11 protein-coding genes and 3 riboswitches are annotated in these 17,230 nt (G+C 39.5%); of the genes, 2 read left to right on the top strand and 9 right to left on the bottom strand.

From position 1 onward, the window contains the following. Positions 1–110: 110 nt before the first annotated feature. The 7 genes from ptsG to NST21_RS01890 form a co-directional block, all read right to left on the bottom strand. The gene (gene ptsG, locus NST21_RS01920; protein WP_340887442.1) at positions 111–2,180 is read right to left on the bottom strand and encodes a glucose-specific PTS transporter subunit IIBC; all 2,070 of its coding nucleotides are present in this window, start codon (positions 2,178–2,180) and stop codon (positions 111–113) included. A 215-nt stretch (positions 2,181–2,395) separates the two neighbouring features. Further along, positions 2,396–3,238, bottom strand: a complete 843-nt coding sequence (glcT, locus tag NST21_RS01915; RefSeq protein WP_053348899.1) for a glucose PTS transporter transcription antiterminator GlcT — start codon at positions 3,236–3,238, stop codon at positions 2,396–2,398. A 147-nt stretch (positions 3,239–3,385) separates the two neighbouring features. After that, positions 3,386–4,717: an NCS2 family permease gene (locus NST21_RS01910; RefSeq protein ID WP_053348900.1), complete on the bottom strand. Its 1,332-nt coding sequence runs from the start codon at positions 4,715–4,717 to the stop codon at positions 3,386–3,388. Between the two features lie 106 nt (positions 4,718–4,823). Next, a riboswitch (purine riboswitch) is annotated at positions 4,824–4,925 on the bottom strand. 281 nt (positions 4,926–5,206) lie between these two features. Beyond that, entirely contained in the window at positions 5,207–6,727 is a 1,521-nt protein-coding gene (gene guaA / locus NST21_RS01905; protein WP_340892440.1) for a glutamine-hydrolyzing GMP synthase, read from the bottom strand. 178 nt (positions 6,728–6,905) lie between these two features. After that, a riboswitch (purine riboswitch) is annotated at positions 6,906–7,007 on the bottom strand. A 26-nt stretch (positions 7,008–7,033) separates the two neighbouring features. Next, complete coding sequence (locus NST21_RS01900; protein WP_340887441.1) at positions 7,034–9,238, bottom strand: DUF4129 domain-containing transglutaminase family protein; 2,205 nt, start codon at positions 9,236–9,238, stop codon at positions 7,034–7,036. Continuing rightward, on the bottom strand, positions 9,235–10,431 hold the full coding sequence (locus tag NST21_RS01895) for a DUF58 domain-containing protein (protein WP_340887439.1): 1,197 nt from the start codon (positions 10,429–10,431) through the stop codon (positions 9,235–9,237). Before NST21_RS01895 ends, NST21_RS01900 begins: the two co-directional genes overlap by 4 nt. Further along, complete coding sequence (locus NST21_RS01890) at positions 10,431–11,387, bottom strand: AAA family ATPase (RefSeq protein WP_340887438.1); 957 nt, start codon at positions 11,385–11,387, stop codon at positions 10,431–10,433. Before NST21_RS01890 ends, NST21_RS01895 begins: the two co-directional genes overlap by 1 nt. A 201-nt stretch (positions 11,388–11,588) precedes the next feature. Then, a riboswitch (cobalamin riboswitch) is annotated at positions 11,589–11,808 on the top strand. 159 nt (positions 11,809–11,967) lie between these two features. Between NST21_RS01890 and NST21_RS01885 the strand changes: the two genes are divergently transcribed. Continuing rightward, complete coding sequence (locus tag NST21_RS01885; protein WP_340887437.1) at positions 11,968–12,513, top strand: hypothetical protein; 546 nt, start codon at positions 11,968–11,970, stop codon at positions 12,511–12,513. Positions 12,514–12,516: 3 nt separating this feature from the next. Next, positions 12,517–13,467 carry an ABC transporter substrate-binding protein gene (locus NST21_RS01880; protein ID WP_340887435.1) on the top strand — a complete coding sequence of 317 codons (951 nt, stop codon included), beginning with the start codon at positions 12,517–12,519 and terminating at the stop codon, positions 13,465–13,467. A gap of 356 nt (positions 13,468–13,823) precedes the next feature. Here NST21_RS01880 and essA read toward each other — a convergent pair whose 3' ends face one another. Together essA and esaA are read right to left on the bottom strand one after the other, a co-directional pair. Next, complete coding sequence (essA, locus tag NST21_RS01875) at positions 13,824–14,303, bottom strand: type VII secretion protein EssA (protein WP_340887434.1); 480 nt, start codon at positions 14,301–14,303, stop codon at positions 13,824–13,826. Next, positions 14,290–17,217, bottom strand: coding sequence for a type VII secretion protein EsaA (gene esaA / locus NST21_RS01870; RefSeq protein WP_340887433.1), 2,928 nt, complete (start codon positions 17,215–17,217; stop codon positions 14,290–14,292). Before esaA ends, essA begins: the two co-directional genes overlap by 14 nt. Positions 17,218–17,230 lie beyond the last annotated feature (13 nt).

Genomic DNA, 17,230 nt, shown 5'->3' with positions numbered 1-17,230 from the left:
TCGGGTTTTTATCACCTATCATTCATCTTAACCTTAAAGACTTATCCTGTTAATCTGGATAAATTGAAACAGGGGGCAACTTATTACTTTTGCCCCCTGTTTCATAACCCTTATTTATCGAAAGAAATAATGTTAGCTTCTTCTTTATCTACTTTTCCGCTCTTTTCAATCTTCACGCTTTCTCCTTCAGAAAGGTTGGTAAAGACGATTGGCGTGATTATAGATGTGGCATTATTTTTGACATACTCAATATCCACTTTAAGTAATGGCTGTCCGCTTGTCACCTTATCTCCTTGAGCGACAAGTGCTTCGAAGCCTTTACCTTCTAATTTAACTGTATCTATTCCCACATGTATTAAGATTTCACGTCCCGCATCAGAAACAATGCCTATTGCATGTTTAGTCGGGAACAGATTAACAATCGTTCCATCTACAGGTGAAACAACTAACCCATCCTCAGGTACGATTGCAAACCCGTCACCCATCATTTTTTCAGCAAAAACCGCGTCAGGTACTTCAGTAATCGGCTTGATTTCTCCTTTAATAGGTGAAATAAAACCCTCAGAACCAGTATCTGTCCGTAATGGTTTTGGAACAATGTCCTCAATTTGATCCTCTACACCCTTTTCAGGAGACACTTCAACTTTACGAGGTCTTTTTCCATCAATTATATCTTTCATTTGTCCTTTAATTGTTTCAGAACGAGGACCGAAGATGGCCTGGATGTTATTCCCTACTTCTAGTACCCCTGCCGCACCAAGTTTCTTCAATCTATTTTTATCAACGTTATCAATGTTATTTACTGACACACGTAGACGGGTGATACAAGCATCTAAGTGAGAGATGTTTTCTTTTCCGCCCATTGCATCCAAGATATCTCCAGGAAGACTTCCAGCTGTACTTGTAGATCCTTCTTCTTCATCCTCTTCTTCCACTTCACGACCAGGAGTTTTAAGATTAAACTTCCGAATCGCAAATCGGAATCCAAAGTAATAGATAAGCGCAAAGACTAATCCAACCGGAATAACAATCCAAGCATTCGTTTGAGGATTAATCAAACCGAACAGTACGTAGTCTATTAAACCACCTGAGAACGTCATCCCGATTTTCACATCTAGTAAATGCATAGTCATGAAAGAAAGACCAGCAAACAAACAATGAATACCGAAAAGTACCGGTGCTACAAATAAGAATGCAAATTCAAGTGGTTCTGTAATCCCAGTCAAGAACGATGTAAGTGCAGCCGAAGCCATCAAGCCACCGACTATTTTCTTTCGTTCTGGTCGAGCTTCATGATAAATAGCTAAAGCAGCTGCTGGCAACCCGAACATCATAAATGGATACTTACCAGTCATGAAGGTACCAGCTGTTAAATTCTGTACTCCATCTTTAATTTGAGCCATGAAGATGGCTTGGTCCCCTCTGACTGGATTCCCACCAGCTTGAGGGATATAGCTGCCAAATTCAAACCAGAATGGGGAATAGAAAATATGATGCAATCCAAATGGAATTAACGCCCGTTCTACCACTCCGAACACGAATGCTCCAAGAGTTAGGTTAGCACCCAACATATTTTCCGAAAATGCATTTAACCCTGATTGTATCGTCGGCCAAACCAAAATCATCAACAACCCAAGTACAACTGCGCTTGCAGCTGTTACAATGGGTACAAAACGTTTACCGGCAAAGAATCCTAAATAAGAAGGAAGTTCAATTTCATAAAATTTATTATACATTATAGCAGCCATGACACCGACAATAATACCGCCGAAGACACCCGTTCCCAAAGTTGGAATTCCAAGAACATTGCTATACACAGCACCATTGTTCTCAATGTCAGCAGCATCAATTCCAAGTACCGTTCCCATTGTTACATTCATAATCAAGAACCCGATGATCGCTGCCAGCCCGGCAACACCATCTCCACCAGCTAACCCAATTGCGACCCCCACAGCAAACAATAGCGGAAGATTCCCAAAAATAATATTTCCGGCATTCTCCATGACCGATGCGACCATTTCTACTCCACCACTTGCAAGAAACGGAGCGATATCCAACAAAGTTTCGTTTTGCAATGCATTACCAAACGCGAGCAAAATTCCGGCCGCTGGTAAAATTGCCACAGGAAGCATCAAAGCTTTTCCGATTTTTTGCAAAACACCAAACAACTTCTTAAACATAGGTTTTCCTCCTCTATACTGTTTTTAGGCTAATAAAAACGTTTACATTATAATGACTGAATTCATCCTCTTATGTGTCTGATTTTGGAATACAAAAAAGGCATAAGCAAAGATAGGATTGAAATGAAAATTCAGGTATATAATACCCTCTTTCAGAACAATCATTCTCCTCACTTATGCCTGATCGAATCAGTAACACGTAAGTTAATGTATTTTTATTTAATTTTCTTTTGCAATCGTTGAATATGCATCGTTAGATAGACAGCTTCCGCATCAAAAACCGGTTTGCCTAATTTCTGTTGCATAATTTTTATTAGCTTCCATGAAATATTGTAACACAATGGATATTCTTCTTTCAATAGCAATGCGATTTTTTCAGGTTCGTCTACCTCTTCCCCTGCCATTACACGGTCTATCATGAATCTTAAATGGCGAACCAGACGCGTATAATCAACGCTATCCTTATTAATTTGTACTTCCAACTGTTCTTCAACGACTTGGATAAGGTGATAAATTAGTTGCGAGTGCTGATTGACTTCCGAGAGGTCTTTATTCGCTATTGCACTATGAATATGAAGCGTAATAAAACCAATTTCACCTTGTGGCAGTCCTATACCTGTCTTATCTTCGATTAGGTCAATGACATCAACTGCAATATCATGTTCAAAAGGATAGAGGGTTATCGTTTCTTTTAAGAATGGGTTTTTAATAGTCATTCCTTGTGAAACACGCTGAAGGGCGAACAGTAAATGATCGGTTAATCCGACATGTATATGTTCATTAAGTTTCCCTGACACTCGATTGTTAATAAGATGAATGGATTCTATTATTGCTGCTTGCAGATTTTGATCAATCTTTGGCAAAAGCTTTTTGTAGCTTTCCTGTTCTTTCACATTTTTTAAAACAAACGTTTTCTCTGCAAGATCTGGACTTAATTCTTCGCCTTTCTTTCGGTTGAATCCTAAGCCCTTTCCAATTGAAACGACTTCACCATACGACGAATGAGTGGCAATCACCACGTTATTGTTCAAAACCTTTTCAACGATAAAACCATTCATTATTCTCCCTCATTTTTTCGAAAAATCATCCATATGTCCTATACCGGATAAAATACTTGGTACTTTTACTATACACGAATTGACCTTTCCCTTACAACATGAAAGAAGGGCCCCATAAACGGGACCCCTCCTCACTTGCTCTTATTATTACTTCAAGAAAATAAAGTATAGAAGGAAGACGACTCCAAGACCCCACATAATTGGATGAACTTCTTTCGCTCTCCCTTTCATTGACATCGTGATGGGATAAAAGATAAAACCACAAGCAATCCCTGTTGCAATCGAATATGTCATCGGCATCATGATAACTGTGAAGAAGGCTGGTACTGCCACTTCAAACTTATGCCAGTCAATGTTTTTAAGTGAGGATGCCATTAATACTCCCACTATAACCAACGCTGGTGCAGTTACCGCTGATGTCACAACGGAAAGAAGCGGGAAGAAGAAAAGGGATAGGACAAATAGCAAACCTGTAACCACAGCTGCAAAACCGCTTCGGGCACCAGCAGCGACACCCGATGTTGACTCTACATAAGATGTTGTAGTTGATGTTCCTAGAATTGCACCTGAAACGATGGATAGAGAATCAGCAAGCAACCCTTTACCTACTCTCGGAAGAATATTATCCTTCATCAAACCTGCTTGCTGAGCAACAGCCACTAACGTACCAGCTGTATCAAAGAACGCTACAAATAAGAAGGTTAAAATAACGATTAACATTTGACCAGTGAATAGCTCACCTGGATTTCCGAATGCATCAAATGCAACTCCAAATGTTGGTGCAATGCTTGGAACTGCCCCGATTATTTTATCTGGAACCGGCACTTGTCCAAATATCATTCCTGCGATAGCCGTAATGACCATCCCTATGAACACGCCGCTTTTTACGCCTTTTGTCATTAATATAACAGTTACGACAATCCCGAACACAGCCAATAAAGTATTTCCTGATGTTAGGTCACCTAGACCGACAAGCACGCTATCATCATTGGTAATAATTCCTGCATTTTGGAACCCTACAAAGGTAATGAACAAACCAATACCCGCTCCAACCGCATATTTCAATTCAACTGGAATTGCATTAATAATTTTCTCTCGTATTCCTGATAGAGACAGTAGAACGAAGATTATCCCTGAGATCAAAACTCCTGTTAGAGCTGTCTGCCATGGTATTCCAAAACCAAGTACAACGGTAAAAGCAAAGAATGCATTCAAGCCCATACCTGGAGCAAGAGATATTGGATACCTGGCTATGAGCCCCATCAGTATTGAACCTATCGCAGCGGCTAAGGCAGTCGCGGCAAAAACTGCTCCGTAATCCATTCTTAATTCATCTGGGTAGTCCTCGATGCTTTGTAAAGTTAACATCACAGGGTTTACAACCAGGATATACGCCATAGAAAGGAACGTTGTTAGACCACCCAGTATTTCCCGACGATAATTAGTTCCCAGTTCATTAAACCGAAAGTAATTCTTCATTATGAGTCTCCCCTATCATAGAATCGTAAGCCAAAAGGAAAATGCCCCATTCGCTTCCGAACCGGGCTTGACTACTCATATGTAAAGAAGTGGCAGTTATCCTAACTCACCAATTCATTCACATCGTAGTCAAGCTGTTAACGGCAGCTTGGTAGAAACTTTCGGGCCATATCCCCAATATTATACGACAATTATGTTTTTTTATTATTATAGGTATAGTGTACCAGTCACAAAAATAATCGTCAATATCTTAAACGAATATTTTATATGTAATTTTAGACAATGTTCGCTTTTGGTCCTAAATATCATGATTTTACACCCATAAACATACGTAAAATGTAAGCATTCAACCTATCCTTCCCCTTTTTCACTAGTCTAGGAAACCTATTTTAATAAACGAATCATGCTAAAACTGGATAAATAGAGCAACTTAACTTAAATAAAAAAATCAGTGAAGGTTAAACCCTTCACTGATCAGATGTTTTTATTCTATTCCCACTCAATTGTTGCAGGTGGCTTAGACGTAATGTCATACACGACGCGGTTTACGTGGTTTACTTCATTAACGATTCTTGTTGAGATGATTTCAAGTACATCCCATGGAATTCTAGCCCAATCTGAAGTCATTCCGTCAATGGATGTAACCGCACGAATACCAATTGTGTAATCATACGTACGAGCATCGCCCATTACCCCTACACTACGGATATTAGGAAGCACCGTGAAGTACTGCCAGATTTCACGTTCCAAACCATTATTTTTAATTTCTTCACGTAAGATATGATCAGATTCACGAACGATTTCAAGTTTTTCATCCGATATTTCCCCTAATACACGAATACCTAAACCTGGTCCAGGGAACGGCTGACGCCAAACGATTTCATCTGGAATCCCCATTTCACTTCCAAGTGCACGCACTTCATCCTTGAATAGAGTATTCAATGGCTCAATCAGTTTAAATTGCATATCTTCCGGCAGACCGCCAACATTATGATGCGATTTAATTGTTTGTGCAGTAGCCGTACCACTTTCAATAATGTCTGTGTAAAGTGTTCCTTGTGCAAGGAAATCAATACCTTCAAGCTTCGTTGCTTCATCATCGAATACGTAGATGAACTCATTACCGATAATTTTCCGTTTTTGTTCCGGATCGGAAACGCCAGCAAGTTTCGAAAGGAAACGCTCTGATGCATCGACCTTAATTACGTTCATATTAAAGCCTTTACTGAATGTTTCCATTACACCTTCGGCTTCCCCTTTACGCAGTAATCCATGATCAACGAAAATACATGTTAACTGATCGCCAATTGCCTTATGGATCAATACAGCAACAACGGATGAATCCACTCCGCCGCTCAAAGCGCATAGTACTTTTTTATCTCCGACCGTTTGACGGATTTTTTCCATTTCGACTTCAATGAAGTTTTCCATGGACCAGTCGCCTTTGCAACCACAAACGCCAAATACGAAGTTTTTCAAAATATCATTTCCGTATACAGAATGACGTACTTCTGGATGGAATTGTACTGCATACAACTTACGTGACTCATCACTCATAGCTGAGATCGGGCAAGATGGGTTCGTTCCATCGATGGTGAAACCTTCAGGCGTTTCGACAACTAAATCACCATGGCTCATCCAGACAATTTGTTCTTTTGGCAGATCGCCGAATAACTTAGAATCATTTTGAATGGCAAGTGTTGCTTTTCCGTATTCACGGTTTTTAGCTGGCTCCACTTTTCCGCCAAAATGTTTCGTCATTAGCTGCATACCATAACAAATACCGAAAATCGGCAGACCTAATTCGAAAATGCGCTCATCGCAGCCAAATGCAGATGCATCATACACACTGTTCGGACCGCCTGAAAAAATAATCCCAGTTGGATTCATTTTTAGAATTTCTTCTGCTGTAATTGTATGAGGATGAAGCTCACTGTACACACCAAATTCACGAATACGACGAGTAATCAATTGGTTATATTGGCTTCCGAAATCAAGTACTACGATCATTTCCTGGTTTTTTTGCAATTCTGTTTTCCCCGGCACAAACGTCACCTCTATCAATGTAATTCACCCAAAAAATCGAGTGATAGTTTCTTATAAAAAATATTATCATAAAAAAAGAAAAACTAAAAATCCACCCTCAAAAATACACAAAAAGTACAGACGAAGGCAGATTTTCAGCTTTCCTGTTAAAATCCGCCTTCATAGTCAAATCATTTACGGTGATTCGGTAGAAACTTTCGATCCATATTATCGAGGATATATGAAGGATATATTAGTTTAAGTTATTGTATCAATATAATAAAAAGCTGGTCAAGAGCTAGTTTTTTTCATTAAGCTTTCCCAACCGATTTGTAAGTGCTCCCATTCGCCATTTTCAACGTCTCCACGGTAAATTATTAACTCGTAACGAGCTGTCAACTTCTGCATCTCATCTGTACCGTACACTGCATCCACATATGCGGCGTACTCCCTTAATGTTTGCCCTTCCGGACGTGCTAAACCAGCACGTTTTAATTGTTTCAATAATAATAGATAGGCCGTCGTAAAATGAGAGCCAGATTTCTTTTTATAGCGGAGAATCTGCAGGTGCGGAATCCACTTCCTTCTAGAGAAATAACCAATTGTCACAAGCATCAGCAAACTTATGAGAGTGATAGAAGTCCATTTCAAGATTCCTTCCTGGCTTCCCACAAACCTGTCTCTAGATGCTTGAGTATCCTTATCAGGGGTATCATGACGTTCACTAGTCTCCATCTTTTTCTGCTCTGCATTAGCTGGAGTGTCCGTCTCCGAATTCTTTATATCATCCTGTTTCAAGTCCGAATTGTAAAATTCAACTTCTCCAGTGAATCCCTTTGTTGGTTCAAAGGGAACCCAGCCAATTCCAGAGAAATAAACTTCTACCCAGGAATGAGCATTATTATTCGTTACCTTATAAACGGATTCACCCTTATAAATTGATTTTTCACCTTCAGTATAACCCTTTACCCACCTAGCAGGTATATTGGCGGCACGTAGTAAGACGACCATTGCGGTTGAATAGTTGTCGCAATATCCAATCTGGGTCTCGAATAAAAATTGATCGACATAATCTTGATTTGCCTCTGGATACGCAATATCATCCTTTGAATAAACAAAATCAGGACCATCAAAATAATTTTCAATGGCTTTCGCTTTATCGTACCAATTTGTTTCATTAATTGTAAGCTGCGATGCCAATTCATATATTCGATTAGGTAAGCCCTCTGGAAGCTGAGTATTTTTATCCATTAAGACACCCATCGTTTCATCCGGCTCTGTGACCTTCCTTAGCTCAGCCATATCAAACCTCGGCATATCATAGGTCATTTCATATTCTTTCAATAGAAGGCTTTCGCCGTCTTCCTTTTCGGAAATGATTTTGTCCATATCCTTATAAAACTTGAACTCTTTTCCTTTTTTACCCTCGACCTTTTTTAAATAACCGGACTGCGGATGAAGAATATGAGAATACAATTCCATCATGGATACTTTCACTGACATTTCATCTGCTTTTACTACCTCTGGAATATCGTAAGTATTTAACGAAGTCATTTCCTGGCCGTTAGAAAAAGTAAAAAAGTCTATTCCCTCTAAAGAAACCCATCCTTTTCCAGTATAGACATCTTTGTTCTCCACTTTCCAGTAATGACCTGCAGGAGCATTGTTATAGAAGACAATAGAACTATCTGGCTCTATCGATCCGCCAAGTTCCGAATCATCTTCATCATACCCCACCCTTTTGTCTGTGGAACTACTATCTTCTTTCATCACTTTATCTGAATAAGAAGTAATATACGGAACTGGATCCGGCCATTGTGGAGAGAACTTAGGGGCACCAAAACCGAAAAGGACACTTATCACAATCATCCCCGTTAGTATCAAGATCCATTTCTTGATAGGAGCCCTTGAAAACCTAAGCTGCTCCTGAATGGACAGACGCATCAAGGCCAGCAGACCGAGCATTGCAAAACCAATAATGATGATTCTTATCATTGCCTTATCACCATCATAGGGAGTATATGTATCAAGTATCGATATAAAAATCACCGTTAACATAAAAAAGAAAAAGATACTTTGCTTCACCATCACCCAGTAATGAATCAAATATGTCACAAGCCAAAGAAGCAAGAAAAATAGAAAAGTTCGAAATGGATTTGAAAGTAACTCCCATTTGCCATCGTATATATTTGATAGATTGGCTGTGAAATCAAGCAGATAGCCTTTAAACCATGAAAATTCAAATAAAGCGGTTTTCGAATGAAGAAACTGTACTGAAATCATTATATAAACACTTAAGAGGGCACAGCGGATTAGCCAATGGAAGTGGAAATAATGCAGTAGTAGGGAAAAAATCACAAACAGAACAAAAACAACAATATTCCCTGTATCCGTGAGTTTCTCAACAGGCCTTAACCATTCTGTGATCAACAACAGACCAAAGGTATACAGAAGAACATGCATCCACTTTTCCAACAAGGGGGTTGAAACATTCATTTCATCATCACCTCTCGTCTGTCGTGTTGCAGATACCCCTGTTCAAGAAAGCAAACCTTTATTCCCCGTGATACTGCTGCGGCTCTTGATTTTTTTTCCTCATCTGTAAAGTCTGCTGGGTTTTTCACACAAAACAACGTTAATCCTTGATTAGCGCGGAATGCACTCAATACTTCTACCTTTTCTAATGTTAATTCCGAGACAATGAAAATCACAGCTGTGTTGGCCGGCAGAATTTCCTTCCTTATGATCCCGTTCCAAGTGGTTATCCTACTCGGTTTTTCTTTAGCAAGGCGGTAAAAAATCTTTCGTTTCTGGTTATTGCCTCCTCCAGTCGGTAAGATTTGCCTCGATCCCGTACTAGCGAAACCAATCTCTATGCCTTTTTTTAACATGGCATGTACAAAGGAAGCCGTCATTACAATTGCTTCTTCGAAGAAAAGCGATTCCTGATTATCAAGTATGATAAACACATCACGGTTTTTCTGAACTTCAAATTCCTTTGTCATGATTTCACTTGTTCTAGCCGTTGCCTTCCAGTTAATCCAGGATAACTGATCACCTGGCTGATACTCTCTAACTCCAGATACTACTGATTGGTCTCGCTGTGTTTTTTTTGTTGATCCCACTTGTCCCTGATTGAATACACGCTCAAGATCTCTGTAGGCAAGCTCATGATATGAAGGGAAAACAGTGATTTTTAAAGGTGAACTATATGTCGCTTCCCTTTCAAAGACGCCAAAAAAGTCTCCTGTCCTGAAACGGATTGTTTGAAATGTATGCTCACCCCGTGGCAACTTGTCCAAAGTATATGTCATACTGAATGTATGCCTGAAACCCGGAAAGACAAGTGTTTTTCTTTGCATCCCCCTATTTTCCAATTCCTTCGGCAACTCTTCCTCTACCATCAAATATAAAAGAGGCAGCCTGTTTTTACGGGTAACAGTTAAAGCTATTTCTACAGAATCGCCTGCTCGGCATTCTCTTTTACTGACCTTTCTCTCAACGATAATGTTATTAATCGGATAAAAAAGTAGAATCGTAGAGTACACAGCGAACGGCAAAAATGTATAAAAAATAAACCAACTGACAAAACCGCCTTGAAACATCGCAAAAGAAAAGGAAATCGCTATAAGTAATAACAAGCCAATCACACTCATGTTTTCCTTTAAGATGCTGATCAAGTTCCGCATTAGGTCACAGCTCTCTTCACAGGCACTTGAATCGTCGCAACAATCTCGTGAATCACCATGCCAGCATCCACTCCCTCATAATTCGCTTCTGGCTTCAGGATAAGTCTGTGGGCAAACACGAACGGTACTAAATATTGCACATCATCCGGTAGAACATAATCTCTGCCCTGCAAAAGTGCATAGGCTTGGGCCGCCTTCATCAATGCAATCGATCCACGTGGACTCACCCCTAAATATACTCTCTCATGCGTACGAGATCGATTAGCCAAATTAACAATATACCGCTTTATCGTGTCATCCACTATCACTGCTTTAGCCTCTTCCTGTAAAGCTATTAATTCCTCTAAAGTAATAACAGATTCTAACTCTTCAAGTGGTGCGGCATATTGAGCTCGGTGCAAAACCTCAATTTCTTCGTCCACACCCGGATAGCCCATTTTCATTTTTAATAGAAAACGATCCAATTGCGCCTCTGGAAGTGGGTATGTTCCTTCGTACTCAATGGGATTTTGTGTTGCCATAACGAAAAAGGGTTTCTCCAATCCCCTTGTAACCCCATCAACCGTCACACTTGCCTCTTCCATTGCTTCAAGCAAGGCAGATTGTGTTTTCGGCGAGGTCCGGTTTATCTCATCGGCTAAAATAATATGGCCCATGATTGGTCCTGGTCTAAAAATAAATTCTTGTTCCTTTGGATTGAAAATTGAAACACCCGTTACATCTGAAGGTAGTAAATCAGGTGTGAATTGTATACGCTTAAAGTTTGCGCCTATCGATCTTGCCAGTGCTCTGACCATGACAGTCTTACCTACACCAGGAACATCCTCCAATAAAACATGCCCCCCAGAAAGAAGTGCCACGATGCTCAGTTCTGCTATATCTCGTTTTCCAATAATCACTTTTTCAATATTCCCTAAAATCTTTTCCAGTTTTTGATTTACCTGCTTATAAAGCATACTCTACCTCCTAAGATTACCCTATTACTCTTATATAACACCTATTATATATTCTTTATACTCGATATGTATTTTACATTAACATCCAATTAAACCTTACATTGTAAGTTTACTAGATAATTCGCAAACCATAAACGAATTTCTCTAAAAATATTCATACTGCTTTAGGAAAAAGGTATGGTAAACTGTTGCTAAGTGAATATAAACCTTGCAGAAAAAGGTGCTGACTTGTCAGCTTAATAGGGAATTTGGTGTAAAACCGAAGCTGTTTCCGCAACTGTAAGTGCTAATGAAATAAGATAAATACCACTGTTTGAGGATAAAGATTCACATCGATAACCATTCATCCTGTTCAAATGGGAAGGTTCTTAGAGTAAAATGACGCACGAGCCAGGAGACCTGCCTTTTTTATCGTATTATGCTCTTCGGAAGATAGGAGGATTGTACGGCAGTCTTCCATCTTTTTCTGTTACAGATACATAGGTGATTGATGCCGACCAATGCCCTTGGTCGGCTTTTTCTTTTGCTGAGAACAGCGATACTGAGGTGATTCATCTAACTATGAAGAGGAGGAAGAGTTATGGCAAAGAAGGATTTTCGTTTTTTATGCTATCCATACATGCGCGAATCCGTGTCTACCGTCGATTATGAAATACGTACCGACTCTTTGACGACACAAATTGGCTTGGCCGCCTCGCTTACAAAGGATGTTCCGGATGTATACCGAGATTTAATGGAATTGTTGCCGATGGCTTATCATTTAAATGGTTCAGTCCGTGGGAAATTGGCCATTACCGACAATGATCTGAAACGTCTAAGTGCAATCTACGACCATTATGTCGCAGAAGTTAAAGAGCATATTGAGACATTTGTGCTTCCGCAAGGTTCAACCGCCGCCTGTGTTCTGCATACTTGCCGTAGTGAAGCCAAAAAGTCAGTCCGTGCTTTACACAAGGTTAGTTTAGAAAGGGAAATCCCTGGAATTCTCTTTGATTACGCCCATTTGCTTGCAAATGTTCTATTCGTGATGGCTGTCTACGTCAATAAGCAACATGGTATAGAAGAGATTCCTTTTATCAGCAAATCATACCCAACCAAACCCATGAAGAAGAAAACGGAGGAATAAATAATGAAGAGAATCGTACGATTTAGTTGGATTTCCATCCTGATGCTTGCCTTTTTCCTTACCGGATGTGGAGTAACGGATGACCAGACGACAAAGGAAAAGAAAGATACTAACAAGACAGAAGAAGTCAAAGGCTATACCGTTACCGATGATACAGGAAAGAAAATAAAATTTGATAAAATTCCGGAAACAGTAGTTTCACTTCAACCAAGTAATACAGAAATTTTATTTGAACTAGGGCTGGGAGATAAGGTCGTTGGCGTGACCGACTTCGATAATTATCCAGAGGAAGCAAAGGATATTGAACATGTTTCCGATTCGGTGAATATCAATGCAGAGAAAATTATTTCCTTAAAACCAGATGCCATTATTGCTTATACCATTGGTGATGAAACGACGATGAAACCACTTGAAGATGCTGGAATCCCAGTATTCATTATAAAATCCGCGACAAATTTTGATGATGTATATGGGGATATTGGGCAAATCGCTGAAGTCATGGGCGTAACTGAAAAAGGCGAAGAATTGGTGAAAGATATCCAAAACCAAATTACAAGTGTTGAGGAAAAAATTGAAACATTAGATGAAAAGGAACAAACCTATTTTGAAATTAGTCCAGCTCCAGAAATCTATACAACAGGATCGGAAACCTTCCAACAAGAAATTCTAGTAACTGCAGGCATTGAAAACATCTTTGCCGATCAAAAAGGCTGGGTTAAAGTTTCAGATGAGGAAATTGTCAAACGAAACCCTAATGCTATCATTACAACTGCTACCTATGCAGATGATGCTGTTGATGAAATTAAATCCCGTAAAGGCTGGGAAGATATCAACGCTGTGAAAAATGATCAAGTCTATCTACTTGATGAAAATATTATGTCACGTCCTGGGCCAAGGATTGGTGAAGCTGTAGAGCTCGCAGCAAAGACCGTTTATCCAGACTTATTTAAATAATGCGAAAGAAGGATGTTCCAAAGTTCTTGGAGCATCCTTTCCTTTTTCTGCCCTGCTTCTCTGAATTCTCCTTCGCTACAACCACACACTCTCCTGGAGCAGCTGCCCTCCATCGCTAATCCCTTATATTTCTCTTTTAAGGTCTCCTTTGCAAATAACGAACCACCTACTCTTCTTTCATCTTTATGCTAAGATGAATGCAATCTAATCATAAAAAATTCGAGGTAATGATCATGTATAAAAAATTCTTTATATGGGTCTTAGCAGTCGCCCTTCTTTTAGGAATTCTTAAAACCTTTCTAGATATGTAACAAAAAAAAGCCCGATTCTGACTTTATTCAGGAATCGGGCCATTTTTATTTTCGTTTCACTTCTTCATTCAGCTTCCCCATTTTCGGGATAAGTATAAAAAACAAACAAATAACTGCTAGTGCTAAAACGATACCGAGCAAAAGCGGCAAATCAAAATTAACGGAAGACTCTGTTCCTTCATTGCTCCTCGTTCGAATGTTCACTTCTGAAAATAATCCCAGTTGTTCTGCTTTCGAAGCAATCGAATTATTGTTCTCCGATACAGGAGAAAGGAACAGAGAGTCCTTCGTCGTGTCTAAAACATCATATTTCCCTCTTTCAAAAGTAAGATCCTTTTGTTCTTCCGGCAGCCTCTGTTTCTGTTTCAGTAATTCTTCCTCATGAAAATACTCCGTTTGAATATCAATATTCTTTTCATGATACTCATTCGGCTCCACTATGGGTTCCTCTTCTGCATGCCCATTTGTTGGCTGGCTAAAGAACAAAATAAACAAGGCTAGAAATAAATATTTATTCCGCTTCATGGGCCATTGCTCTTCTTTCTGTAAAACGTTTCATTAAATATGGAATGATTGACCCGATAAGCGTGAGTACGCTCAAGATAACAACAGCTGGTAGAAAGGCCAACTGACTATCGAATTGAATAGACATATATACATCCGCCACCGGATGGTCCACATTGAAATTAGGCATGATCAAATCTAGTAATGGGATGGTAAAGAAACTGATCAAACCAATTACAAGGATAGCACCTACAAACGGCCCAATGGAGAAGGCTAGTCGAGTAAACGCTGAACAGAAGAATAAAAGCAGGACAGTGAAAACGGTCCATTTTATCGCCTGTATATCACCAAGCGGATATATCTTCAAACCATACATGCTGATAATCAAGCCAACTATCAGATTCAATAAAGTAAACAACGCCGCATGCACCATCATCGGAATTGTTGCATAATGATGCAGGAAGAAACCGATTAATAATCCCGAAATAAGTATGATTACCAACATGACGATTGGTGGAATCTTAACCTCTTCCTTTTGAAGTACTTCCCCGCTGATTTGAACAGGATTCGCTAAATATTCATATACATACCCGTTCTGCTGATCATCAACGAGCGTGTTATTTAAGACACTATATACATCCGTCTTAATTTTTTCCGTTGATTCTACATTTTTGGACCAATTATTATTAAGTTGGTCCGCTCTTTCCTGAACCGACCCTACTTTCGTCTGCAGGTCAGCTGTATCATTCACAACAGTGTCTTGCCGTTCTGCTACAGAATTGACAAGTTCGGAAATGAAGCCGACAGTTGTTGCCGTATTGTCTTGAAGTGATACAAACATTTCACCATTAAGGCTTCCTGTAGGTTCATCCTCTATTTCGGGAACCTCAATATTTCCTGTCAAATTAGCAGACACTTCTTGAGCCCTCTCTGTAATGGCCGCCAATTCAGCTAATGTAGCTTCCTGCCCAGACTCGACGTTTGCATCATATTCATCTATATAACCTAAAATGGAGTCAGAGAACATCCCAAAGTTTTCATTAACTCCTGCTAAACTAGCTTTAACAAGTTTCGCTTCTTCATCGATGTTTCCAGAAACGCCTTCTTTTAAGTTCTCTAATTCTTTTATATTGGCAGCAAATACTTCATCTAAATTCGCTTCCGTAACTCTTTCTGCCAGTTCAGTATAAGATGAAAGTGAACCATAATAGGCGAGTAGGGCTGCTGAATCACGGTTCGTGATAGAATCATTAAAGAATTTCACTAACACCGCCCGTCTTTCTCCTCCTACTTTTTCAAGTAGGGCCTGTTCCAGATTGTTAATTTCAGTAATGGTCTCGTCGATGGTCATACTCTGGATGTTTTGTAACTTTTGGATATCCTCCTGTGATTTTTGCCATTGGTCACCTAAATCCTTATAATTCGTGCCCAGTTTATTATAATCATCCTGTAATTGTGTAAACTGTACTAACAAATTATTATATGAATCTACCAGTTGATTAAACTCCGTTACGACTTGATTATAATTTCCCGTTCTGCTGTTCACTGTTCCGCTAAGACTGTCGATTTCAGCTTGGAGGTCTGCTGTAAGAATGCTGATTTGTTCTGAAGCCCCTTCACTCCCCTCTGCCGGCACCAAACTTTCAAGTGCGGTGTTAATGCTATTAATTTGGTTTAGCAATCCCTGAAGCGAGAGTTCATCGATTGGTTCCTTCTTTGAAGGAGCAGCATCTGATTCACCTTTTCCCGTTTCCGTTTCAATATCTTCTATCGGGGTAGTACCTTCTCCAATAACACCACCATCACCAGAGCTACTTGCAAGATTTCTGCGTTGCTCTAACAAGGTAGCCTGAAGGGTATCGAGGCCCGCTTCTTCTGATTGTTTAAATTGTTCAATTGAGCTTTGTTGATCTCCTGTAATTTTCGTGATTTGTTCTACTTGTTTGTCTTTCACATTGGTAGAAAACTCTTCCAATTCATCATTACTAGTCTTAAGTTTCTCTTGCATAACCTCAACATTCTCATTAATGCCTTGGTCATTTAGACTGTATTTCGTATTCATCCCCTTCTGAATCTCTGGTACCGTCTGGGCTCCCTCATTCATCGCCGTATCATACGCTTGAATACTCTCTTTTATAAGTTGTTGATTTTGGGTGGATGCCTGCATAAAAAGATTACTCTGAGCTTTTTGATATTCCTCAAATGAAACAACATCCTCCAAGAAGGAAGCCATTTGAGCTTTTGTGTTTCCTATTTCACCTAATGTTTCATTAGTCGTTTTCCCAGCATCCTTGGTTTGGGAAAAAACTCCTTCAAGCATATCCTTATGTTGTTTAATTTCCCCAGCAAGGCTTTCCGAGCTTGGGGTATAAAATTCGTACATCGTGTTTTGAAAAGTAATTTCTTTCGCAAGGACATTATCGAACTTCTTGCGGATGTCCTCGACCGATTGGGAAACATAGCTCCAATACTGTGTGGATATATGTTTATTCATTTTGTTCTTTGTCTTCTCTAATTCCTTTTGCACTTTTTCCATATTTTCCGCATTCAAGCTCACTTGGACTTTATACTTAATACCAGCTTTGACTGGCTGTTCATCATCGAACGTGTAAATATTCTTTGAAAAATCGGAAGGAAAATAAATAACGGCATCATATTTTTTATTTGCAAGGCCGCTCTCCGCTGTACTTCTGTTGACCACATACCAATCATATTCTGAATCCTTGTCCAAGGTAGTCACAAGCTCTGAACCGACATAAATTGGATTTTTGTTATACTCCGTACCATCATCTTCATTGACAATAGCTATTTCACGAGAAGCCGTTTCTGTTTTTTTCATTGGACTTTGTCCAATATAAGAGAAAAACAGGATTGGTAGAGCCAAAATTATCAATATTTTACCGATTAATAGCATCGGTCTTATTTTTTCAGACACTGTCTTGCACACT

Source organism: Peribacillus sp. FSL K6-1552 (assembly GCF_038005205.1).
Taxonomy (GTDB): Bacteria; Bacillota; Bacilli; order Bacillales; family DSM-1321; genus Peribacillus; species Peribacillus butanolivorans.
The sequence above is the reverse complement of the archived record's forward strand: the minus strand, read 5'-3'. Positions and strand labels throughout refer to the sequence as shown.

Excerpts from the sequence above, each read along its gene's own strand:
- ptsG (WP_340887442.1), bottom strand. The coding sequence starts at position 2,180 with ATGTTTAAGAAGTTGTTTGGTGTTTTGCAAAAAATCGGAAAAGCTTTG.
- glcT (WP_053348899.1), bottom strand. The coding sequence starts at position 3,238 with ATGAATGGTTTTATCGTTGAAAAGGTTTTGAACAATAACGTGGTGATT.
- NST21_RS01910 (WP_053348900.1), bottom strand. The coding sequence starts at position 4,717 with ATGAAGAATTACTTTCGGTTTAATGAACTGGGAACTAATTATCGTCGG.
- guaA (WP_340892440.1), bottom strand. The coding sequence starts at position 6,727 with ATGATCGTAGTACTTGATTTCGGAAGCCAATATAACCAATTGATTACT.
- NST21_RS01900 (WP_340887441.1), bottom strand. The coding sequence starts at position 9,238 with ATGAATGTTTCAACCCCCTTGTTGGAAAAGTGGATGCATGTTCTTCTG.
- NST21_RS01895 (WP_340887439.1), bottom strand. The coding sequence starts at position 10,431 with ATGCGGAACTTGATCAGCATCTTAAAGGAAAACATGAGTGTGATTGGC.
- NST21_RS01890 (WP_340887438.1), bottom strand. The coding sequence starts at position 11,387 with ATGCTTTATAAGCAGGTAAATCAAAAACTGGAAAAGATTTTAGGGAAT.
- NST21_RS01885 (WP_340887437.1), top strand. The coding sequence starts at position 11,968 with ATGGCAAAGAAGGATTTTCGTTTTTTATGCTATCCATACATGCGCGAA.
- NST21_RS01880 (WP_340887435.1), top strand. The coding sequence starts at position 12,517 with ATGAAGAGAATCGTACGATTTAGTTGGATTTCCATCCTGATGCTTGCC.
- essA (WP_340887434.1), bottom strand. The coding sequence starts at position 14,303 with ATGAAGCGGAATAAATATTTATTTCTAGCCTTGTTTATTTTGTTCTTT.